Below are 22,286 nucleotides of genomic sequence, written 5' to 3'. Positions count from 1 at the left end.
AGGGGGAATCATTCATTATGATTTGGGTTGCAGTCGTTATTACCATGCTCTTGTTTATTTTAGTAGCAAAGCCAACGGGGATTTATTTAGAGAAAGCCTTTCAAGGTAGCAAAACGCTAGATAAAGTATTCGGGCCTTTTGAAAAACTTATTTTTAAAATTACGGGTGTAAAAGCATACAATCAAACGTGGAAACAGTACGCATTATCATTAGTTTTACTCAATGGATTCATGATTGTTGTCGTATATTTCATTTTCAGATTACAAGGTGTGCTGCCGCTAAATCCAGCACATATTGAAGGGATGGAGCCTACGCTCGCTTTTAATACAGCGATTAGTTTTATGGCTGATACAAACTTACAGCATTATAGCGGTGAAAATGGTTTATCTTATTTATCACAATTAATCGGGATTACATTTTTAATGTTTGCGGCACCAGCAACGACGTTAGCGCTCGTTATGGCTTTTATTAGAGGACTCGCTGGAAAAGAACTCGGTAACTTTTTCATTGATTTTACGAGAGCATTAACGAGAGTTTTTCTTCCTATCGCATTTATTGCGGCGCTAGTTTTTGTCGCACTTGGTGTACCACAAACGTTAGATGGAGCGGTTACAGCACAAACAATTGATGGTGCGAAGCAAAGTATTTTGCGTGGTCCAGTTGCATCATTCGTTTCTATTAAGGAACTTGGAAATAACGGCGGTGGATTTTTCGGGGCAAACTCTACACATCCTTTCGAAAATCCAGGACAAATGAGTAATATTTTGCAAATGATGCTTATGATGTTATTGCCAACAGCACTACCATTTACGTACGGACGAATGGTAGGAAATAAAAAACAAGGACGTATCCTTTTCGTTTCACTATTTATGGTGTTTTTACTAGGGTTTATAACGATTACTACAGCGGAATTAAATGGGAATCCAGCGTTAAATGGAATGGGTATCGAACATGTACAAGGAAGTACAGAAGGAAAAGAAGTACGATTTGGAACAGTATTTTCTTCGCTATACGCAACAGTAACGACAGCTGCTGAAACAGGGGCCGTTAATACGATGCATGATACATTAACACCGATTGGCGGTTTAGTACCACTCGTAAATATGATGTTAAATACAGTATACGGCGGTGTTGGAGCAGGCTTTGTCAACATTATCATGTATGCAATTATTGCAGTCTTTATATCTGGGTTAATGGTTGGACGGACACCAGAGTTTTTAGGTAAGAAAATTGAAGGTAAGGAAATGAAATTAATTGCGGTAACGATATTATTTCATCCATTACTTATTTTAGGGTTTTCAGCATTAGCTCTTTCAACAAATTTAGGGACGGATGCAATTTCTCATTCAGGTTTCCACGGTTTAACGCAAGTTGTATATGAGTATACATCGTCAGCTGCGAATAATGGATCAGGATTTGAAGGATTAGCAGATAATACACCGTTTTGGAATATTACAACTGGTTTAGTTATGTTTTTAGGGCGCTATTTCAGCTTAATTACAATGTTAGCTGTGGCAGCTTCATTGAAAGAGAAGACGGTAGTGCCAGAAACAGTCGGAACGTTCCGTACAGATAATGGTTTATTTGGAGGGATCTTTATCGGAACGATTATAATTGTTGGTGCGTTAACATTCTTCCCGATGTTAGTACTCGGCCCAATTGCAGAATTTCTTACATTGAAGTAATGGAGGGTAAATGATGAGACCGGTAGTGGTAAAAGAAAAACAAATAAATCAGTTACAAATACATGCTGTAGAAGATGAGGTTAGACAAGCGAAAACGTTGGATCGTGATATCGTGACGCATGCGATGAAACAATCCTTTGCGAAATTGAATCCGAAAGTAATGATAAAGAATCCGATTATGTTCATTGTGGAAATTGGCTTTATAATTACGTTCAGTTTATCCTTTCTTCCAAGTAGTTCTAATAGTGTACCAGGATGGTTTAATATAACAGTTTCTCTCATTCTATTATTTACAGTTTTATTTGCTAACTTTGCAGAAGCGTTAGCTGAAGGTCGTGGTAAAGCACAAGCAGATTCTTTAAAACAATCGAAGAAAGATGTGTTTGCAAATGTTGTAAAAGAAAATGGAGATATTGTTCAAGTTTCAGCAACTGATCTGAGAAAAGGTGACGTTGTTATTGTAAAACAAGGAGAAATGATTCCGAATGATGGTGAAGTAATTAAAGGATTAGCGTCTGTAGATGAATCTGCAATTACAGGAGAATCAGCTCCTGTAATAAAAGAGGCGGGCGGTGATTTTTGTTCAGTAACAGGCGGGACGATGGTCGTAAGTGATGAGATTACAATTGTAATTACGAGCAATCCTGGTGAATCATTTATTGATAAAATGATTTCTTTAGTAGAAGGAGCTGCTCGCCAAAAAACGCCGAATGAGATTGCTTTAAATACAGTATTAACGAGTTTAACTCTTATTTTCTTAATCGTTGTTGTGACGTTGCCGATTTTCACAAATTATTTAGGGTTTCAAATTGATACAGCTGTACTTGTAGCGTTGTTAGTTTGTTTAATTCCAACGACAATTGGTGGGTTATTATCAGCGATTGGTATTGCTGGGATGGACCGTGTGACGAAATTTAATGTGCTAGCAATGTCAGGGAAAGCAGTAGAAGCTGCGGGTGATATTAATACAATTATTTTAGATAAAACAGGTACGATTACTTTCGGGAACCGGATGGCACATACACTGCTACCTGTAGGAAATGAAACGATTGAGCAAGTAGGAAAATGGGCTGCAATTAGCTCAGTTTTAGACGAAACGCCAGAAGGTCGATCAGTTATAGAATATGTACAAACGAAATCTATATCATATAATAGAGAACTTGCAGAACAAGGTGAATTTGTTCTATTTAAAGCAGAAACGAGAATGAGTGGTGTTGATTTACAGGACGGAACGAAAGTGAGAAAAGGTGCTGTCGGTGCCGTTATTGAATGGGTTCAATCGCAAGGTGGAACAATTCCGAAAGATGTGAATCAAAAAGCAGATTTAATTTCAAAAGAGGGCGGGACACCGCTTGTAGTTGCAGTAGATGATCGTATTTACGGTTTGATTTATTTAAAGGATACAGTAAAACCTGGTATGCGTGAACGTTTTGAACAATTGCGCCAAATGGGAATTAAAACGGTTATGTGTACAGGTGATAACCCATTAACAGCAGCAACAATTGCGAAAGAAGCAGGGGTAGATGAATTCGTTGCTGAGTGTAAACCAGAAGATAAAATTGCGGTTATTAAAGCAGAGCAAGATAAAGGGAAACTTGTAGCAATGACAGGTGATGGTACAAATGATGCCCCGGCGTTAGCGCAAGCTGATGTTGGATTGGCGATGAATAGTGGTACCACAGCTGCGAAAGAAGCGGCCAATATGATCGATTTAGATTCGAACCCAACGAAAATTATTGAGGTTGTAGGAATCGGTAAGCAATTGTTAATGACACGTGGTGCGTTAACGACGTTTAGTATTGCGAATGATATTGCAAAATATTTTGCAATCATTCCAGCAATGTTTACACTTGCGATTCCGCAAATGGAAGCATTAAACATTATGAAATTAACATCACCACTTTCAGCAATCTTATCAGCATTAATATTTAATGCGGTTATTATTCCATTACTAATTCCGCTAGCGATGAAAGGTATTGCATATAAACCGATGAGTTCGAATGCATTGCTTAGCCGAAACTTACTCATTTACGGGCTTGGCGGAGTTATCGTTCCGTTCATTGGAATTAAAGTAATTGATATGATTGTCGGCGTGTTCATATAAGGAAGAGGGGAAAAAAGATGGCGAAAAAACAAAGTATACTTTCACCAATTATTCGTATTACTTTTACGTTCTTAGTCTTGTGTGGACTTGTATACCCGCTTATTGTAACTGGTATTGCGCAAGCGGTAATGAAGGATAATGCGGATGGAAGTCTTATATATAATGATAAAGATGAAGTAATTGGTTCGAAATTAATCGGTCAGAATTTCACAGACCCACGTTATTTTCATGGACGTGTCTCTAGTATAGAATATAAAGCAGAAGCATCTGGTTCAAATAACTATGCACCGTCTAATCCAGATTTAGAGAAACGAGTAGAGAAAAGTATTACAGATTGGAAGGAAAAAAATCCAACTGTTCCAGTTACAGAAGTACCGATAGATTTAGTGACGAATTCAGGTTCAGGGCTTGATCCTGACATTAGTCCGAAGGCGGCTTCCGTACAGGTAGATCGCATCTCGAAATTAACGAATATTCCGAAAGAAAAGCTTGATCAATTGATTAAGGATCAAACGGAAGGCGCTGCACTCGGTTTATTTGGAGAAGATCGAGTGAACGTCTTAAAGTTAAATTTAGAATTACAGAAACTAATGAAATAGAAACAACGCTACCTCAATCTAAAGGATTGAGGTAGTGTTGTTTCGAAAGAAAGGGTGTGAGTATTTTGTATGCGGATGACTATAAACCGACGTTTCAAAGGCGAACGCCAGAAGAGTATTTAGAATATATTCGTCAGCAAAATCGCGGGAAGTTAAAGCTATACGTAGGGGCTGCACCAGGAGTAGGGAAAAGTTATAAGATGCTCTATGATGCTAGAGAAATGAAAAAGGATGGTATTGATATTGTAATTGGTTTAATTGAAACACATGGGAGGGAAGAGACAGAAGAAGCGATTGCTGATTTAGAAAAAGTCCCTTTAAAAGAAATAGATTATAAAGGAAAGGGATTTTATGAGCTTGATGTGGAAGGAATTATAAAGCGTGCACCGCAAGTAGTTGTAGTGGATGAACTTGCGCATAGTAACATTCCTGGATCCAAAAATAAGAAACGTTATATGGATGTTCAAGAATTGCTAGAGGCTGGCATATCGGTATTATCAGCATTTAATATTCAACATTTAGAGAGTGTTCATGACATTGTAGCTCAAATTACGAATGTAAAAGTAAGAGAGCGTATTCCAGATTTTATTTTGCAAAAAGCAAATGAAATTCAACTCGTTGATGCAACACCTGAGGTATTAAGGAAGAGATTAATAGATGGAAAGATATATAAGGAAGAAAAAATAGAGCAAAGCTTACAAAATTTCTTTACGCTTAATAATTTAGGAGCACTCAGAGAATTATCGCTTCGCGAAGTTGCAGATGATATGGATGAGAAAATTAGTCAAACCGTTATAGAACCGATTGGTGTAAAGGAAAAAATTCTCGTTTGTGTGCAATATAGTTCGACAGCGGAAAAATTGATAAGACGGGGATGGCGCATGGCTGATCGGTTAAACGCTGAATTGTATGTCTTAAACGTAGAAAGGGAAAATATAGATTCCCTTTCAGTGGGGAAAAAGCAAACAATTGAAGAGTGGAAATCGCTAACGAATCAATTTGATGCGAGCTTTGTATTAGAAGAAGCGAAAGGAAGAAAGCCAGCTGATGTTATTATTGAAGTTGCGAAAAGACTACAGGTGACACAAGTTTTACTCGGACAATCGGCGAGAACACGGTGGGAAGAAATACGAAAAGGCTCTATTGTAAATGAAATTATGAGACAAACGAAGTATATTGATATTCATATTGTTGCTGATCAAAGAGCTTAAAATAGAGCCGACCTTTTGGGGGCTCTATTTTGCTTTTTGGGTAGTAGGGAAGCGTAGCGTTTTCATCGCATATAAGATTACAAGTAGAAACATAATTGCTCCCAGGAAGAAAATCCAAAAGTAATTTTGATTAAATAAAAGAAATCCACCTACAAGTGGCCCTGTGCCCATACCGAGATAGCGAATGAAGTTGTACATACCGATAGCTGTTGCGCGTTCTTGTACGAATTCTTCCGTTAATAAAGTAGTGTGCGTTGGCATAGAAAGTCCCATACTAAAACCGTATAAAGATGTAACGATAATGATGAATGGGATGTTGATGCTATATGTGAAAGAGAATAAAGTGACACATATAATATTGAAGAAACTAGTAAGGAATAAAGCTTGCTTTGTTGTGAGGCGTTTTTGCAAAAACTTGTAGCAATAACTTCCTAACATAATAGAAAGGGACATCGGTACAAACAGAAGACCAATTTCACTTGCAGTTAGGTGAAATGAATTTGTTAAAATACTCGGTAAAAAAACGAGGAAGCAAAAGTAAATACAAAATTGAATGAAGCCAATAAGAGTAATAGAAAATCCAGTTGTATTTTTTAAGATAAGCCAGTAATTCTTTTGTGCTTTAGCTTGCTTAATTACATTTGGCTTTGTTTCCGGGAGTAGTGAAATGTTTATGATTAATAAGATGATGCCAATTGTAGATAAAAAGAGAAAGACAGATAAGTGGCCATTTATACTGCCGAGATAACCACCAATGAGAGGGCCAATTGCGGGTGCGAGAGCAAGCAACATTTGATATAGACTCATCGCTTCACCTCGTTCTTTTCCCTCAAACAAATCACCGATAATTGTTGCGGCAACGATGGGTATAGCTGCAATTCCTACAGCTTGAATGGCTCTAAAGAATAGAAATAAATAAATGTTTGATGAAAAGGCACAACCAATTGAGCCGATTGTACTAATAATTAAACTAGGAATCAAAATAGATTTTCTCCCTCTTATATCAATTAAAGGTCCGTAAATAAGTTGCATAATCGCAAGAACGAATGTGAAAAGTGAAACGGTTAAATTTATAAGGTAAAGAGAAGTGTGAAAAGAACCTTGAATCATAGGCAAGATAGGTGTGTAAATATTTTGAGCGAAGGAACCGAGTAAGGCACTAATACAGACAACATATAAAATGAAATTTAGTTTGGATTTTTTCATCATGTTAACCTCCTTGTGATTTAGTTTCCTGGGAAACTAAATTTATTTTAACATGTTTTTCTCACTTGTAAATATGAAAAAATGATTTTAAAATGGTATATAGTTAAATTGTTTCTTTGGAAATTTAGGGGGCGAACGGATTGGATTATGCAACGAAACAAATGGAAATACTTTCGGACATTCGTACACTTTTGCATAAAAAAGAAGAACATTTGAAAGGACAAAATGAGAAGTTTCTTCGTGAGACAGGTGTAAGTGGTATGTCTTTATCTGAGTTACATGTGATCGAGTGTATCGGGAAAAATGGTCTGATGAATGTAACGGCAATTACGACAGAAATGGGAATGACGAAGGGCGCAATCTCTAAAATTTGTACAAAGTTGTTTCAAAAGCAATTCGTTGAGAAGATGCAAATGTTAGATAATCAAAAAGAAATTTTTTTCCGCTTAACGGAAATAGGAAATGAAATATATAAAGCCCATGAAAAGTTGCATAAACAAGCGGAAGAAAAGTGGCTGTTACTTTTAGATGGATATACGAAAGAAGAGCAAGATTTTATTCAAAGGTTTATAAAGGATGTCTCCGATCATTTGGAAATATAATTGGAAGAAAAAATACCTTCTTCTCAAGCCTTTTGAATATAATTTCTGAAAGAACTCATATATAATAGAAAAAGATACTTAACATAGTGAATAATTAAAGAGTCAATATATATAGAGGAGAGAGTAACATGCTTGAAAATACGGGATTAGTATTAGAAGGCGGCGGTATGCGTGGTGTATATACGGGCGGGATACTAGAATATTTTATGGAACAAGATTTATATTTTCCATATGTAATCGGTGTATCAGCTGGTGCTTGTCATGCAGCGTCGTATCTTTCCAGACAAAGAAATAGAAATAAAACAGTAAATATTGATTATGCATCACATCCACAATATTTATCGTATAAAAACTTGTGGAAAAAACGTCAACTATTTGATATGGATTTCATTTTTCATGAAATTCCAGAAAAGCATGTGCCATTTGACTTTGAAACATACTTTAATAGTCCTGAGCGTTTCCTTGTAGGAACAACGGATTGTGAAACAGGACAGTCTGTTTATTTTGAAAAAGAGGGAACGAATGATGATGCGCTAAATTTATTACAAGCATCTAGTTCATTACCTTTCATTGCACCAGTAGTAAATTACCGAGGTAAGCAGTTGTTAGATGGCGGGATTTCTGATCCGATTCCAGTTCGTAAAGCACAGGAAGATGGATTTGAAAAATCAGTCGTTATTTTGACGAGAAATCATGGTTACGCAAAGAAAAAATCAAAATTTGGCTGGGTTGCAGCGAAGGCTTATAAAAAGTATCCAAACCTTGTTAATACGATGCTAACTCGTTATGAAGTGTATAATGAAACACTTCACTACATTGAAAAAGAAGAGCAAGCGGGTAATTTATTTGTTATTCGCCCGGAAGTGCCGCTTCAAGTAGATCGTATGGAAAAAGATTCGGCAAAACTACAAAGTTTATATGAGCAAGGCTATGAAGATGCAAAGAGACAGTTTGCAGATTTACAGTCGTTTTTGCAAAAATAATAATTAGGCTGTGGAGAAGGAGTTCTCTGCAGCCTTTTTTGTATTGCTACTTATACGTTACTTTTTAAAAATGTATTAATGTTTAAGTGTTTAAAGAGTTTGTAAAACATATGGGTTTATTATTGAGAAAAATTGGCTTGAAGGGTATTATGACGATGTAGCGCTACTAAACTATTTAATTTATGAGGTGATTGTTAATGAAAGGAAAGGTTTTTTCAATTACGACTTTAGTATTATTAGCAACATCAATCTCAACAAGTGCATTCTATCCAACTTTAAGTGGTCACAAAAGCGGTAATCTACTATCTTACAGAGCTCAAACGACTACGAATCAAAATGCATCTCGCTGTTCAGTAGCAATTTCTTTTATTAATTCAAATGGAAATAATTCATATATTGAAAGCGCTTCGGATAAATTAGGCTCCCATGAATCTGGAAGAGCATTAAATGCTACTGTGAGTAATGGTGCATATAACGCCTTTGGTGCAAAAGGACTATACTCTGAGCATTATGCTAATGAGGATAATGACTATCAAGAACAGATTCGCAAAGGTAATTTTGATAGTAATGGAAACTTACGATTACAAAGGTACCTTTAATAGTAATAGGAACTTACGATTACAGTAATAAAAAATATTAAATAGTTGTCTTTATAAATATTTGGATAAGGAGAAGGGGATGTTCATCGTCTCCTTCTTATCTAAAAGGAGCAGAGACATGTATTTAGCTTTTAAAAATATAAAAAGCAACAAACTATTTTCAGTAATTCTTCTTATGGCATTTTTTATTTCTTTTCTTTCTATATCAGTTGCCGCGCTTTTAACAGAGTCTAAACGAAATTTTATATCTGCTTTTCAAATCGGTTTCCCAGAAAAAAATCAAATTTTAACTGTTCCGATAGCGAATGCAACTGAATTGGAAGCGATAATTCCTTTCATACAAGATACTTTTGTGAAAAGTGATATTTACGTAGAGCATTTAAAAGCATTAAATAGTTCAGGGGCAACAAAGATCATAGCTGTGAACTTAAAAGATGAGTATTATTGGACGCCATATATTTCTGAAGGGCAATATTTTCATCGTGAAAATGTAAATGATATGGTTGTTGGTGATCAAACGAATGTAGAGGAATTATATGAATTTGATGATACATATAAAAAAATAGGAACTATATCGAGAAAAGACAGTGACGTCGGCGTAGCAGGCATATACGTTCCACTTCAAAACTTACCTACTATATCTAAAAAAGGTATTATCGCGAGTAAACAATTACAATTAACAGTTGTTAACCCTACATCATCTATCCATAACGAAATAAAAACTTTTATGAATAAGAGCAAAGAAGTAATTTCGGGTGAGGTTCAAATACTGAATGAAAGAGATCTTCAGGAACTAAATGTAACATATATAGATCCAGCAAATAAGTATTATTATAAATTCATTCTTGTTGCAATTGCTTCTGGCATTTCTGCGGTTTTATTTTGGATTTATAAAAAAGAAAGAGAGATTGCATTAAAAAAAGCAGTAGGTGCTTCTAATATGTCTATTTACTGCGAACTATATATTCAAATTTTGTTTATTTCTCTAGCAGCGATGTTGTTGGTTTTTCTTACGTTAGAAATATTTTCTGGAACAATTCATACGTATTTTCAGACATACTTATTAAAACCATTAACACTATATGTATTGATATGTAATGTTGTTTTTATAATTTTTCTTACAATGTTTGTTACTATAATTCCAATCAAGCACATTATAAATATATATCCCGGAAAACATTTAAGAACGTAGGAGGTCGTCATGTTTTTTATATTTGATTCTATACGGTCTGTGAAAAAACGGTTGTTACCAAGTTTGATTATAGTAATTTCTTTAATTATTGCATTTTCTTCAGCAATAGAATTTATTAGTAATCTTTCGGGATATCGAAAAATGATGACAGTAGCAAATAATTTATCGACTCATAAAAATTTCTATGAACTTTATGCGACGCAAGATATAACGTTGTTTAGCGAAGAAAAAGCGAAAAGTGATTATCAACATTTCATTCAAGCGTTATCTAATACGATATCAATAACAAATACAACAAATTATTTGTTCCGTAACTATTCACTTAGCTTAAAAAAAGAAAATGGAACGATAAAGACTCTTATTATTGATAAAGATATTAATAAATACTTTCATATACGACTTTCACAAGGAAGATATTTTGAGGAATCGGAATTTCATAAATCAGTATTTGATATTAGACCTGTGATATTAGGTGCTAATTATAAAGAAAAGGTATCTATTGGTGATGTCATACCATCTGGAAAAATGAAGCTAAAAGTAATCGGTTTTTTAGAAAAAAATTCACCATTTACATATCCTCGAAGCGGTGAAATATCGGATAATCGTATTACATTATTAGATGACATGGCTATTTTACCAATTGGAACAGAAGAAATAGAATTTTATAGTGTAGAACTTTTATACAATGGGCTGATTATAGAAACAAATGGAAAAGTGGATATAAATGAATTTCAAAAGAAAGTATTAAAGGTAACAGAAGGCAAGGGGTATTCGTATTATATTACAAATCCGAATAAATTGTTAGAAAATGAAAAGCAAGGCATTGATAATATGTCATACCCCTTATTATTAAGCGGTACAGTTTTATTTTTTTCATTTATATCTATTTTATTAACATCAATGGCAGCGCTTTATATGGAGCGTAAAAATATTTCTATTAAATCAGCATTAGGAGCAAGTACTTTTCAACTATGTCTTACGTTTGTTATTGAGTATATGTTGTTATTCATTTTATCTATATGTATAGGAATTATGTATTTTCAATGGGAGAATAGCGGAGTAATTGAAATTCAGAAAGGGCTAGAAAATAGTACAGTATCTTTCTTTGGAACGTTACAAGTCTCTATAGAATCATTGATTGTTATAGGTGCTCTATCAATTGTAATGATCCTCATTATATATGCAATCATTTACTTCAATGTACTAAAAATAAAAAATACATATATGAAAGAGGTGTTATAGATGATTCAGCTCGTAAATGTGGCTAAGGGATACGGAAAGAGTAATTTTAGTGCTTTAAAAGATATTAATCTTACAATAGAAAAAGGCGAAATGATAGCCATTATGGGACCATCTGGTTCAGGGAAATCAACCTTACTTAACATTATTGGCTTAATTGATAGCCCCTCTACTGGAAAGTATTTTTTAGATGGCATGGATACGAGTACATTAAAGTCAAACTATCATAAGTATAGAAATAAGGAAGTTGGATTTGTGTTTCAGAACTTTTCGCTACTAGATGATTATACAGTTATTGAAAATGTAATGCTTCCACTTATATATAGAAGAATTTCTCATAAGAAACGTATACAAATATCAAAAGAAATGCTGGAAATGGTAGGGCTTGAGAGGCATATTAACAAATATCCTTACGAGTTATCAGGTGGAGAACAGCAAAGAACAGCAATAGCAAGGGCTTTAGCACAAGATACAAAAATTATACTTGCTGATGAACCGACTGGTGCTCTCGATCAAGAAAACGGGGACAAAATTATGAGCATTTTAAAAGAAATTAATAAACAAGGAAAAACGGTACTAGTTGTAACACACGATCAAAAGGTAGCTGAATATTGTGAGAGGACAATAAGTTTGCTTGATGGAAATATACAATAAGTAACATGGTATAATATGGATAAAAGTATGTGGAGAGGTGATACATATGGAAAATGTATATAAAGGGCTTAGACATACTGGATTTACTGCAATGCTTATTTTTGGCGGTGCATTTCTGCTGCGCTGGTTGATTTATGATGAAATGCTACTAGATCAGCTTATTGGGTTTAGTGTAGGAATGATGATGGTTATTTCATCGGTTTTCATTCAAAAGTGTAGTAAAGAATTACAGGTAGATGAGAGGTATTAGAAATTGTGAGCTCCCTTTATATTTGGAGGGGGCTTTTTTATTTATGAAAAAATCCCTCTTTATGAGGGATTTTAATGTGGTAAGAAAACTAATTGATAAGCGAACAAGATTCCGAATAAATACACAAGCGGGTGAACAGCACGGAATTGTCCTTTTGCCACTTTCATAAGTGGATATGAAATAAATCCAAGTGCGATACCTGTTGAGATACTTGATGTAAGTGGCATGCTTAAGATTACTAAAAATGCTGGGAATGCTTCATCGAACGTATCCCAATCGATATATCGAACTGAACCCATCATAAGACTACCAACGATAATTAATGATGGTGCTGTAATAGCTGAAACGCCAGAAACAGCGCTCACTAACGGTCCGAAGAATGCTGCTAATGCAAATAGAACAGCTACTGTAACAGTTGTTAAACCAGTACGACCACCAGCTGCGACACCAGCAGATGATTCAATGTAAGCTGTTGATGGTGTTGTTCCGAACATAGCTCCAATTGTTGCTGAGAATGAGTCAGATAGAAGCGCTCGTCCTGCTTTGGGAAGCTTTCCGTCTTTCATAAATCCACCTTGTTGTGCTACACCAAGTAATGTTCCGGTTGTATCAAATAGTGTAACAAGGAAGAATGAGAACACAACGCCGTATAATCCGTAGTTAATTACATCAGATACAGCAGTAATTGGATTTGAAACGATAATTCCTTCTGGTAATCCAGGGATTGATGTAACGCCGTTTGAGAATGTTAATTGACCTGTGAAGTAAGCGATAATACCAGTTAATAACATTCCGATAAATAGTGCCCCGTTTATATTTAAAGACATAAGGATAATTGTAATTCCAAGGCCAGCTAATGCTAGTAGAACTGGAGGAGAGTGAAGATCGCCAAGCCCAACTAAGTTTGCATCATTTTTTGTAACAATTCCTGTTAAGCGCAAACCGATAAAAGCAATAAAAAGACCGATACCAGCAGTCAGTGCATGTTTTAAGTTTTCAGGAATTACTTCCATTAATTTCGTACGGAAAGATGTGAATGATAACAAAATCAAAATCATACCTGCTACGAATACAGCAGAGAATGCAATCGCGAAAGTCATGCCTTCATGAGCTTTTACAACAGAATAAGAGAAGTAAGCATTTAATCCCATACCCGGTGCAATTGCGATTGGTAAGTTTGTAAAGATTGCCATAAATAATGTTCCGACAACAGCTGCAATGATTGTCGCTGTAAATGCTTGTTCAAATGGAACGCCTGCATCCCCAAGGATGACAGGGTTTACGACAATGATATATGCCATTGTTAAAAAGGTAATAATACCTGCCATAATTTCAGTTTTAATAGAAGTTTTATGTTTTGAAAGGTTAAACATATAAACATCCTTTCTTTTTACGAATAATTTTCACAACAGTTATATATAATATTCGCTTTTTAACTATTTTGCAATAGTTTTGCATAAAAACTTTAGAACAATTCATATTTTATGTCGTAAATTCGAATATTAACCGTGAAAATGAGCGTGAATTGCGGTTTTTTAATGTGTAAGTAGTTTTTAATATTGTGTACATTATAAGGGGAAAGGAGTTGAAGGAAGTTATGCCACAGCAAAAAAACTTTTTAACGATGCCAGCGCAACATCAAAATAAACAGCCTGGTATTGAATCGTTAATGAATCCTCGTCCAAAGTTTGAAGATCCTAATTATAAAGGAAGCGAAAAGTTAAAAGGAAAGAATGTATTAATTACAGGGGGAGATAGCGGGATTGGACGAGCTGTGTCCATCGCTTTTGCAAAAGAGGGAGCAAATATTGCGATTGCTTATTTAGATGAGGACGAAGATGCAAATGAGACGAAACAACTTGTTGAAAAAGAAGGCGTGAATTGTGTATTACTGCCGGGGGATTTAAGTAATGAAAAACATTGTAAAGATATTGTGGAAGAGACCGTCCGGCAGCTGGGGAGTTTAAATGTTCTTGTGAATAACGTCGCACAGCAATATCCGCAGCAAGGACTAGAGTATATTACAGCAGAACAGTTAGAAAAAACGTTCCGTATTAATATTTTTTCTTATTTTCATGTTACAAAAGCAGCACTTTCTCATTTAAAGCAAGGGGATGTAATTATAAACACGGCATCTATCGTTGCGTATGAAGGAAATGAAACGTTAATCGATTATTCTGCAACGAAAGGAGCAATTGTCGCTTTTACAAGATCGCTATCTCAGTCGCTAGTACAAAAAGGAATTCGTGTAAATGGTGTTGCACCAGGTCCAATTTGGACACCGCTTATTCCATCCAGTTTTGATGAGAAAAAAGTATCACAGTTTGGGAGCAATGTTCCTATGCAAAGGCCTGGTCAGCCGTATGAATTAGCGCCTGCATATGTATATTTGGCGTCTAGTGATTCGGCATATGTGACAGGGCAAATGATGCATGTAAATGGTGGAGTAATTGTGAATGGATAGTTTTCATTTATAAGAGCAAAGTAAAGCTAATTGTATTTAGCCCGCTATTTGCAGGCAGTAAGACTCCTACCTCAAACTTCGGCGAATGCAAGGAAGTTAGGTGGGAGATAACTGCCCGTAAATGCCCGATTGGTGAAGGCTAATACTTAGTGGGGGATGGACAAAACCCCCACCGAATAAAGTTTCACTTTATTATGATGTTTGTGCTAGGGAGGATTTAGATGAAGAAAGTATGGTTTATTGTAATCCTATTTTTCTGCCTGCCAGCTAGCGTTTTTGCTAATACAGATCATTTAATATTAGTTAACCTTACGACGAATCAGCTGTCTTTTTTTGAAGAGGGAAACTATACTAGAACATTTCCGATAACGACAGGAAGAGATAGCACCCCGACGCCTGAAGGGGATTTTTGTATTATAACTAAATATAAAAATAAAGAATACCATCGTAAAAAAATAGCTGGGGGTGCTCCGAATAACCCTCTCGGTACGAGGTGGTTAGGTCTAGATAAAAAAGAATATGCGATTCATGGAACAAATCGGGAATGGACGATTGGAAGTCGGGAGTCGAATGGTTGTATTCGCATGCACGATCGGGACATACAATGGTTATACGACCGGGTACAATTAAAGACGAAAGTAATTATTTCTCGTTTTCATACGAATCCCGAATATGAAGCGTATAAGCTTGGTTACCGTGTTGTGAGTTGGAATGGTCGTAAAGTAGAAGAAGAACAAATTGGAATGCTTACGTTAGTAGATCGTGTAAATATATATTGGCAAGAACCAAATGGACAATTGACGAAAGTAAAAACGGTATTGCCAAATGAAAAATACAAAGTGTATTCCAAACGAAAAGATGGAACCTATTATATAGGAAACAATTTGTATATTGTAGAGGAAACGGGAGAAAAAATTCGTTATGAGCAATTACCTTATTCGATTTTAAGTAACATATATAAAAGGAAATATAATGTTCCATAATAGCTACCGTGTATAGGCGGTAGCTTATTTGTGATGAATTTTAGTTGTTTTTATTGATTTCATACCAATCGCGTGCCTGCAAATAGTGAGATGAAAAAATTGAAACAGCAACTATTATGTTTTGCTGAATATAATACAGTACAGATTGGGAGGCGGTCACATTATGAAAAGTGAATTTGCATTTAAAATTTTCTTAATCACGACTTGTTTATTTATCGTGTATTTATATGCGTTACTCGTCTTCTCCTTTTATGTTCCATATATTGATTTAATATTGTTCGTCGGATTTATTTGGGCATTTGTTAAAGCGAGGGAAGGGGAGAAGAGTGTATATCGACGCATTACTTTATGCGGGACGGTCCTTCTCGTTATTTTGTACTTTTTTATGATGCATGATGTTTGGAGAGGAATGTAAAAAAGCATACGACTAATCGTATGCTTTTACGTTTAATATTTCGGTTTAAATGTATGACAACACGTTTCTACACTCGTTGTTACAGAACTTTCAAGCGTCTCGTTTGTTAACGTAGCGCTTGTATACGAACTGTTTTCAATTTGACCTGCTTCTTGTGCATCAGGTTGAACAACGATTGCACTTGCTTGACAAAAGTTACCTTGTCCCCAAAATGAGCAATTGGAAACGGAGCATTTCACTTCTGGCATAAAACCCCCTCCTCATACATTAGTGTGGGATTTTACGCCCATTTCATGTATAGAAGGAGTTTCCTTTTCTCTTTATTTCTTCGTTTGCTCAAGCCATTCTTTTAATTTGTCTTCCGGTTGTTCACCGCTAATACGGCTCACTTCTTTACCATCTTTAAAATGAATGATTGTTGGAGTTCCTTTAATTTTATATTCATCCCAAGGAGCATCTAATTTTTCAATATCCATAACTTTCATATCAACATTCAAGTCTTTAGCCATCGGTACTACAATAGGAGATAATTTTTGGCAATGAACACAAGATGTTTGATAAAAGTATACTGTTTGTTCTTTTTTCTCTTTTAAATTCTTTTGGAGATCTGAAAGAGAAATTTTGTTTGTGTAGTAGTCAGGACCATCTGATTGACTAGTAGCATTATCAATTTTTTGGCTTGTTGAAGCATTTTTTTCTTCCATTTGTGTTACAGCGAAAATTGCTGCAAACAAGGCGATAATAATACCGCCAAATATAAGCATTTTTTTCATTCTTTCATCTCCTTATTTGTTTTTAATTACAATAAAGCTACAAATAGCGATTGTGATAAAGCCGATAAGAGCTAAAAACGGGATTGTCACAAAGCCGAACCAGTTTATGTATTCTCCCGTACAAGGTACGCGTCCGCAAGCTGCTCCTGCAGCTGATAGTGCTGAAAGTTTTTGAATTGCATAATGATATAAAGAAATACAAGCACCAATACTTGCAATTGGTAAGGAATAACTTGCAATGCGATAATCTTTTTTTACTACAGCAATGCCGAGCCATAAAACGAATGGATACATAAAGATACGTTGATACCAGCAAAGAACACAAGGCTCAAATTTCATGATTTCGGAAAAGTATAGGCTACCTAGCGTAGCAATAAAAGAAGCTCCCCATGCAGTAAATAAAGCATACTCTTGCTTTTTTTCTCGTCCCATATTTTATACCTCACTTATAATAGTTACATACTAAATTATAGTATGAAGTAGTACAGAAAAGAAAGAGAAAATATGTTTATCAATAAAAGTTTTGTAAAAGGAAACTTTTATTGATATAAAAATGTTCAAAAAAGCGCCATTCTCTAAGAGAGAATAGCGCTATATTTTACATTTGAATTTGCTCTACTACTTCTTCTACATGTGACTTCTGGGATGCATGGTCAATATATTGAAATAGGAGCTGCAATTGTTTGTCAACTTCTGGTAATTCTTTGCTGTATTGATAAGCGTGTAAAAAGTGTTCAATACGCTTAGAAAATAGTTGATCATTCGTTTGAACCATTAAAACGAGTAGTTTATCCCAATTACAGCAATACGTGTAATAGAGAGCTTTGTCATAGTCGTTATATGTTTGCACTGTGTACCCTCCTTACTGAGGAGTTATATATAGTGTGTGACAAGCGAGGAGAAATACACTTGAAAGAATTTGTTAAGAAAAAAAGTGAATGAAAAGAAAAAAACGAGGAGTCTCCTCGTTTTTTAAGCTTTTGGCATTGGCGTAGGTGTTGGTTTCCCATATCCTTCTTTGTATTTATTATCAATATAATTACGAATTTCAAGCGTTGATTTTCCTTTTTGTTTCATCGAAGCAGATTCAACTGCGATTTCTAAGCAATTTACACAAGTTGTTGCATGGGAATCCCAAACAACTTCACCATTCTTTTTGATTTCACGAATAAAGCAATTTTTATTATTTTTATGTCCTACACTTTCACCACAACCGCAGTAACAAGGAATCCAATCCAGTAGTTCAGCATTTTGTCCAGCGACAGTGTAGATGTCTTTCATTTGTGGATCGAGCTTGTCTAGGAAGGCCGGAAGTGTGTCGACCCCTTTTGTCTTTTCTTGAATGTCAGCTTGCTGAGTATGTGATGCATGGTCATGCTCTTCTTTTGATTCAGAAGATTTTTTTTCATTTGTACCAGTACTCCCGCATCCAGTAAGAATTAAGCTCAGTACTACAAGTAAAGAAAATACATACTTTTTCATTCGCTTGTCCCCTTTACAAATGTATTAATCAAATTGTATCAAATATCATGGTGTGTCGGGTGAAGATTTTTTTGACTGATTTTTGAAGCGCCATCGTAGTGAATGGAATAGAAATAAGATTGGAATATAAGCGTATACAATATATAAGCCGGCCTGAGAAAGTACGGTATTTAATGTATTGATGCTTTCCCTGTTTGTGAAAAACAAAGATGAAACAAATATAGTCGCGATAAACAATGGCAATGTAATGTTAAATGGTATGTGAAAAGAGTATTTACTAATACGACAAGCGGACCAAATCGTTAAACAAAGATTAGGTAAAATAATAAGAAACCATAAGAAAATAATAATGTATTCAAATCGCTGAATGAATGGGACTTTAATAATTTTTAGCATTGTTAAAGTAGGCCAAATTGTATGATGCAGTTGGCCCTGACTATAGTACATAAGGGAAACGATTGCTAGTACTACATATAAAATAGTTGTGAAAGCAATCCCGCCATGTGCCCATTTATGTAGTGATTTTCCCTTTTTAATAAGTGGGTAAAAGATAAGGATTGCTTCAAATCCAAGAAACTCTAATGCAGATGCTTTCGCTGAATATAGAATGTCTGCAGGTGAATGGGTGAAAATAGGTAAAATATTACGGACATGTGCGTATTTCATAGGGAAAACTAAGAAGAATAGTACGAAAATCGGTATTATGACGCCCCAAAAACACATTCCTGTTACAGAGCGGAAGCCGCCTTTTATTACGTAATACGTCACGAGTAAAAATAATAATGTTAATTTCCATGGCTTAATTGTAGGAAAAATCCAAACTTGAATGACTTCAATATATGTACGAAGCACAGTAAGGCAAAATAAGAGAAGATATGTGGCAAAGCACATAGAGAAAAAGGTTCCAATCCATTTTCCGAAACATGTCGTATGAATGGTCATCAAATCATTGTCTTTTTCTAACATTTTTAACATACAAAACAGTACGATATGAGTTAAGACACCCGCAACAATAAGGGAAATCCAAGCATCATAACCAGCATATTGTGCAATAACTCGTTGGTATCCTAACACGCCTACTCCAATTTGAAGAGAGTGTAATAAAAGAAATGTGAAATAAGGGGAAACAGTCATTGTTTTATTTTGCTCAGCCATTGTAACACCTCACTATTCTCCGATACCAGATTGTACGATATTAACTTGCACATTAACCGCAACGTCTACGCTAGGGTACATTTCTTGAATTTGTTTCATACTCCATTTTCTCGAGTGACTACGAATTTCTTCACGTATACCTACTGGATCAATATCTTTTTCTTGGAATTGTTTTATTAATTCGTTTAAATGTTTTTCAATTGTTTTTTCTACATGTTTTTTTACGTAAGTTATATTCTCCTTTTTAGATAAATCAAGCCAATCAGGAGTGTTTTTTATGAGTCCATTTAGTTTTAAGTGGATGTGAACTTTTGGAAGACTACCGTTTTGAGAAACGTCACAGACACTTTTTCCAGATAAGTTTTGAGTAGCGATTAATCCTTTATGTTTACCTTGACGTATCGGAACTTCGTAACGTCCATTTTTAGTTGGATTAATGAGTAATTTTAATAAAAAAGAGCCTTTTTTATCTGTATACATAGCCACTTTATCTTTTTTTAAAAAAGCGATGCCTTTAATAGAAGCTGATTTGTCTTCGTCAACTTCAATATAGGGAAGAAAGGGATCGCCTCCTGATGAGTAAAAGTTATACAAAAAAATATTTAAAGCGGTCCGAGGAATTGTTTCAGTTTCTATATTTTGCTCAAGTAAATCAGCAAGATAGAGCGATCCATTTGTTTTAACATGCTTGAGAAGTTCTTCTGTTGATCCGTCTACAAGTGCTAGCTGTACGTCTCGGCCAATGTTAGGGTCACGTTGTAAGTTGTTAATAACATTACCAAGCCCGCGTTCACCAAATGCTTTTCCAAATAAGACAACACGCATTTGACCTACAGCGATCGTATGTGGCGATTTGGCGTTTAGCTGTGAAGAGATTGTTTCAAGTGTACTTGCAGTAGTTGACTGAGTTTCTGGTTTAGATTGTACGCCCTTTGTATAATCTGGATAGAGAATTGTCCCGCGAAATTTTTTATCTTTCGTTATATCAAATCCACCTACATGAATAATTCGCTGTGTGTCTACTATATTTGGTTGTGTACAGCCTGATTGGAAAATTAAAATGATAATGGAAAAGCATAATAAAATATTTTTCATTTCTCCTCACCATCATGTTTTTCTTTCGCTTTGTTTGGATTATAGCGCCATTTCTTTTTTGGTCTTAGAACAGAAGCACGCTGTGCAGTTTGGCTAAATGGTAAGCGTAGAAAGCCTTCCGCTGTCCCTAAACCGCGAAATGGATATAAAGGTAATAAATAAGGCGATCCAAGTGATTTTAAACGAATTAAATGAGCTAATATGAATACGAATCCTACAATGAGACCTAAGCCCCCAAATGCACCAGCTAAAAGAATAAGTGGAAATCGTAGTATCCGGATAGTAGAAGACATTTTTACAGTTGGTGTTGTAAAAGAAGCGAGTGCTGATAAAGCAACTGCAATTAATAAAATGGTACTCGTTAAAGCAGCCTGAACAGATGCTTGGCCAATTACAATCCCACCAACGATGCCGATTGTTTGTCCAACTTTTGTAGGTAATCGTGCTCCAGCTTCACGGAGCAATTCGATTGTGATTTCTAAAAAAAGTGCTTCTAAAATGGGCGGAAAGGGTACATTAGCTCTTGAAAAAATAATCGGACCTAGTAAATCCGCAGGAATCATTTGATAGTGATACGTTAATACAGCTGTATAAATAGCTGATGAAAATAGCGAGAATGCTGCTCCGAAAAAGCGAACCATTCGAAGAAATGAGCCTGCTATCCATGGTAAATAATAATCTTCTGGAGAGACGAAGAAATCGAGTAATGTCGCTGGTCCAGCTAATGCATATGGTGAACCGTCTGTTAAAATGACAACTCCTCCATTCAATAATGCATAAACGGAGCGATCTAAACGCTCTGTAGGGAGTAAAACAGGGAAGGGAGAGTTACTGTTATCACTAATAAACTGTTCAATCATAGTCGCATCGAAAGGAACATCAAAGTCAATGTCTTGTAGGCGCTGCATTGCAGTATTAACGTGCTGTTCATTCGTAATGCCTTCGATGTAAGCAACTACGACTTTTGTTTTTGATATAGAGCCAACTACAACTTGTTTGAAAACTAATTGCTCCGTTACAATATTCCGGCGAAGTAAGTGTATATTTGTATCAATATTTTCAACAAATCCAACTTTTGGACCGATGACACTATATTCATTTTCTGTATCGTTATATAACCGTGTACCTAAAACTGAACTTTCAGCACGAATAAGTGCATATTCTGCGATTTGAGAATCATTTTTTAGCTGAACAAGTACATACCCACTTAATAATTTTTCACGAATATCATCAATAGAAGGGGCGGTGATAATCTCCTCGAGTGTGACGATATTTGCTATATCACTTATATTTTTAATGTGATCTAATTCTCTTTTTATAGGTGTTAAAATGAATCGATTAATGAGGAGTGATTCGGCTGTAGATTTATAATAAAACAAACATAACGTCCCATCTTCTACGATGTTATAAGAAACGAAATCACTAGACCCTTTCATAGTTTGGATAAATTCTGGAATGGAACAGTTTGTTTTTGTATTCTTTTTAGACGAAAGAAACATTTTCTCACCCCTTACCTACATCATTTACTCGTGTTAGTTTTTGGGAAAGACGGGAATTTATACTTGAAAATTGAAAGTTCATAAAGTGAAACTTTA

Annotated in this window: 24 protein-coding genes; 14 read left to right on the top strand and 10 right to left on the bottom strand. The window is 35.3% G+C overall.

What is annotated here, in order from left to right:
• Window positions 1-17: 17 nt before the first annotated feature.
• Genes kdpA through kdpDN form a run of 4 tightly spaced genes read left to right on the top strand, consistent with a single transcriptional unit; the run spans window position 18 to window position 5,599 of the window.
• Window positions 18-1,685, top strand: coding sequence for a potassium-transporting ATPase subunit KdpA (gene kdpA, locus V7038_RS12985; RefSeq protein ID WP_002203386.1), 1,668 nt, complete (start codon window positions 18-20; stop codon window positions 1,683-1,685).
• A 13-nt stretch (window positions 1,686-1,698) separates the two neighbouring features.
• Window positions 1,699-3,789 carry a potassium-transporting ATPase subunit KdpB gene (gene kdpB / locus V7038_RS12980; RefSeq protein WP_335470463.1) on the top strand — a complete coding sequence of 697 codons (2,091 nt, stop codon included), beginning with the start codon at window positions 1,699-1,701 and terminating at the stop codon, window positions 3,787-3,789.
• A gap of 17 nt (window positions 3,790-3,806) precedes the next feature.
• Entirely contained in the window at window positions 3,807-4,388 is a 582-nt protein-coding gene (gene kdpC, locus V7038_RS12975; protein ID WP_002203384.1) for a K(+)-transporting ATPase subunit C, read from the top strand.
• Between the two features lie 56 nt (window positions 4,389-4,444).
• Window positions 4,445-5,599 carry a KdpD-like non-kinase potassium sensor gene (gene kdpDN, locus V7038_RS12970; RefSeq protein WP_087946008.1) on the top strand — a complete coding sequence of 385 codons (1,155 nt, stop codon included), beginning with the start codon at window positions 4,445-4,447 and terminating at the stop codon, window positions 5,597-5,599.
• 24 nt (window positions 5,600-5,623) lie between these two features.
• On the opposite strand, the gene V7038_RS12965 is transcribed toward kdpDN, so the two are convergent.
• The gene (locus V7038_RS12965) at window positions 5,624-6,805 is read right to left on the bottom strand and encodes an MFS transporter (protein WP_033714452.1); all 1,182 of its coding nucleotides are present in this window, start codon (window positions 6,803-6,805) and stop codon (window positions 5,624-5,626) included.
• A 140-nt stretch (window positions 6,806-6,945) separates the two neighbouring features.
• Here V7038_RS12965 and V7038_RS12960 point away from each other — a divergent pair, with 140 nt between their 5' ends.
• From V7038_RS12960 to V7038_RS12930, 7 genes are all read left to right on the top strand, one after another.
• Window positions 6,946-7,407, top strand: coding sequence for a MarR family transcriptional regulator (locus V7038_RS12960; protein WP_002203381.1), 462 nt, complete (start codon window positions 6,946-6,948; stop codon window positions 7,405-7,407).
• Between the two features lie 128 nt (window positions 7,408-7,535).
• On the top strand, window positions 7,536-8,390 hold the full coding sequence (locus V7038_RS12955; protein WP_002201715.1) for a patatin-like phospholipase family protein: 855 nt from the start codon (window positions 7,536-7,538) through the stop codon (window positions 8,388-8,390).
• A gap of 197 nt (window positions 8,391-8,587) precedes the next feature.
• Window positions 8,588-8,989 (top strand): hypothetical protein, encoded by a 402-nt coding sequence (locus tag V7038_RS12950; protein ID WP_199661530.1) that lies wholly within the window; start codon window positions 8,588-8,590, stop codon window positions 8,987-8,989.
• Between the two features lie 118 nt (window positions 8,990-9,107).
• Window positions 9,108-10,181: an ABC transporter permease gene (locus tag V7038_RS12945; RefSeq protein WP_016103769.1), complete on the top strand. Its 1,074-nt coding sequence runs from the start codon at window positions 9,108-9,110 to the stop codon at window positions 10,179-10,181.
• A 9-nt stretch (window positions 10,182-10,190) separates the two neighbouring features.
• Complete coding sequence (locus tag V7038_RS12940; RefSeq protein WP_002203378.1) at window positions 10,191-11,423, top strand: ABC transporter permease; 1,233 nt, start codon at window positions 10,191-10,193, stop codon at window positions 11,421-11,423.
• Window positions 11,424-12,074 carry an ABC transporter ATP-binding protein gene (locus tag V7038_RS12935; RefSeq protein WP_335470460.1) on the top strand — a complete coding sequence of 217 codons (651 nt, stop codon included), beginning with the start codon at window positions 11,424-11,426 and terminating at the stop codon, window positions 12,072-12,074. It abuts the gene before it with no gap.
• 37 nt (window positions 12,075-12,111) lie between these two features.
• Window positions 12,112-12,324: a hypothetical protein gene (locus V7038_RS12930; protein WP_140392351.1), complete on the top strand. Its 213-nt coding sequence runs from the start codon at window positions 12,112-12,114 to the stop codon at window positions 12,322-12,324.
• 71 nt (window positions 12,325-12,395) lie between these two features.
• On the opposite strand, the gene V7038_RS12925 is transcribed toward V7038_RS12930, so the two are convergent.
• Complete coding sequence (locus tag V7038_RS12925) at window positions 12,396-13,697, bottom strand: NCS2 family permease (protein ID WP_002201709.1); 1,302 nt, start codon at window positions 13,695-13,697, stop codon at window positions 12,396-12,398.
• Window positions 13,698-13,921: 224 nt separating this feature from the next.
• Between V7038_RS12925 and V7038_RS12920 the strand changes: the two genes are divergently transcribed.
• The 3 genes from V7038_RS12920 to V7038_RS12910 all read left to right on the top strand — a co-directional run bounded on the left by V7038_RS12920 (window position 13,922) and on the right by V7038_RS12910 (window position 16,186).
• The gene (locus V7038_RS12920) at window positions 13,922-14,788 is read left to right on the top strand and encodes an SDR family oxidoreductase (RefSeq protein WP_335470457.1); all 867 of its coding nucleotides are present in this window, start codon (window positions 13,922-13,924) and stop codon (window positions 14,786-14,788) included.
• A gap of 221 nt (window positions 14,789-15,009) precedes the next feature.
• Window positions 15,010-15,771, top strand: a complete 762-nt coding sequence (locus tag V7038_RS12915) for a L,D-transpeptidase (RefSeq protein ID WP_002203374.1) — start codon at window positions 15,010-15,012, stop codon at window positions 15,769-15,771.
• A gap of 163 nt (window positions 15,772-15,934) precedes the next feature.
• Window positions 15,935-16,186, top strand: a complete 252-nt coding sequence (locus tag V7038_RS12910; protein WP_002029881.1) for a hypothetical protein — start codon at window positions 15,935-15,937, stop codon at window positions 16,184-16,186.
• A gap of 32 nt (window positions 16,187-16,218) precedes the next feature.
• Here V7038_RS12910 and V7038_RS12905 read toward each other — a convergent pair whose 3' ends face one another.
• The 8 genes from V7038_RS12905 to V7038_RS12870 all read right to left on the bottom strand — a co-directional run bounded on the left by V7038_RS12905 (window position 16,219) and on the right by V7038_RS12870 (window position 22,190).
• Complete coding sequence (locus V7038_RS12905) at window positions 16,219-16,434, bottom strand: DUF1540 domain-containing protein (RefSeq protein ID WP_002010693.1); 216 nt, start codon at window positions 16,432-16,434, stop codon at window positions 16,219-16,221.
• Window positions 16,435-16,506: 72 nt separating this feature from the next.
• Complete coding sequence (locus tag V7038_RS12900) at window positions 16,507-16,959, bottom strand: thioredoxin family protein (RefSeq protein ID WP_002203373.1); 453 nt, start codon at window positions 16,957-16,959, stop codon at window positions 16,507-16,509.
• A gap of 12 nt (window positions 16,960-16,971) precedes the next feature.
• Window positions 16,972-17,391: a disulfide formation protein C gene (locus V7038_RS12895; RefSeq protein ID WP_002159213.1), complete on the bottom strand. Its 420-nt coding sequence runs from the start codon at window positions 17,389-17,391 to the stop codon at window positions 16,972-16,974.
• Window positions 17,392-17,557: 166 nt separating this feature from the next.
• Window positions 17,558-17,809, bottom strand: a complete 252-nt coding sequence (locus tag V7038_RS12890; protein ID WP_002150460.1) for a YhdB family protein — start codon at window positions 17,807-17,809, stop codon at window positions 17,558-17,560.
• 122 nt (window positions 17,810-17,931) lie between these two features.
• Entirely contained in the window at window positions 17,932-18,441 is a 510-nt protein-coding gene (locus V7038_RS12885; RefSeq protein WP_002186740.1) for a PCYCGC motif-containing (lipo)protein, read from the bottom strand.
• A 45-nt stretch (window positions 18,442-18,486) separates the two neighbouring features.
• Window positions 18,487-19,596, bottom strand: a complete 1,110-nt coding sequence (locus tag V7038_RS12880) for a GerAB/ArcD/ProY family transporter (RefSeq protein WP_335470454.1) — start codon at window positions 19,594-19,596, stop codon at window positions 18,487-18,489.
• 12 nt (window positions 19,597-19,608) lie between these two features.
• Window positions 19,609-20,691 (bottom strand): Ger(x)C family spore germination protein, encoded by a 1,083-nt coding sequence (locus tag V7038_RS12875; RefSeq protein ID WP_335470452.1) that lies wholly within the window; start codon window positions 20,689-20,691, stop codon window positions 19,609-19,611.
• On the bottom strand, window positions 20,688-22,190 hold the full coding sequence (locus V7038_RS12870; protein WP_335470450.1) for a spore germination protein: 1,503 nt from the start codon (window positions 22,188-22,190) through the stop codon (window positions 20,688-20,690). The genes V7038_RS12875 and V7038_RS12870 overlap by 4 nt, the downstream gene beginning before the upstream one ends.
• Window positions 22,191-22,286 lie beyond the last annotated feature (96 nt).

Origin of the sequence: Bacillus sp. JJ783, from assembly GCF_036963225.1 — a bacterium.
GTDB classification, from domain to species: Bacteria; Bacillota; Bacilli; order Bacillales; family Bacillaceae_G; genus Bacillus_A; species Bacillus_A cereus_U.
Note: the sequence above shows the minus strand (reverse complement) of the source record. Positions and strands in the feature narration are given on the sequence as shown.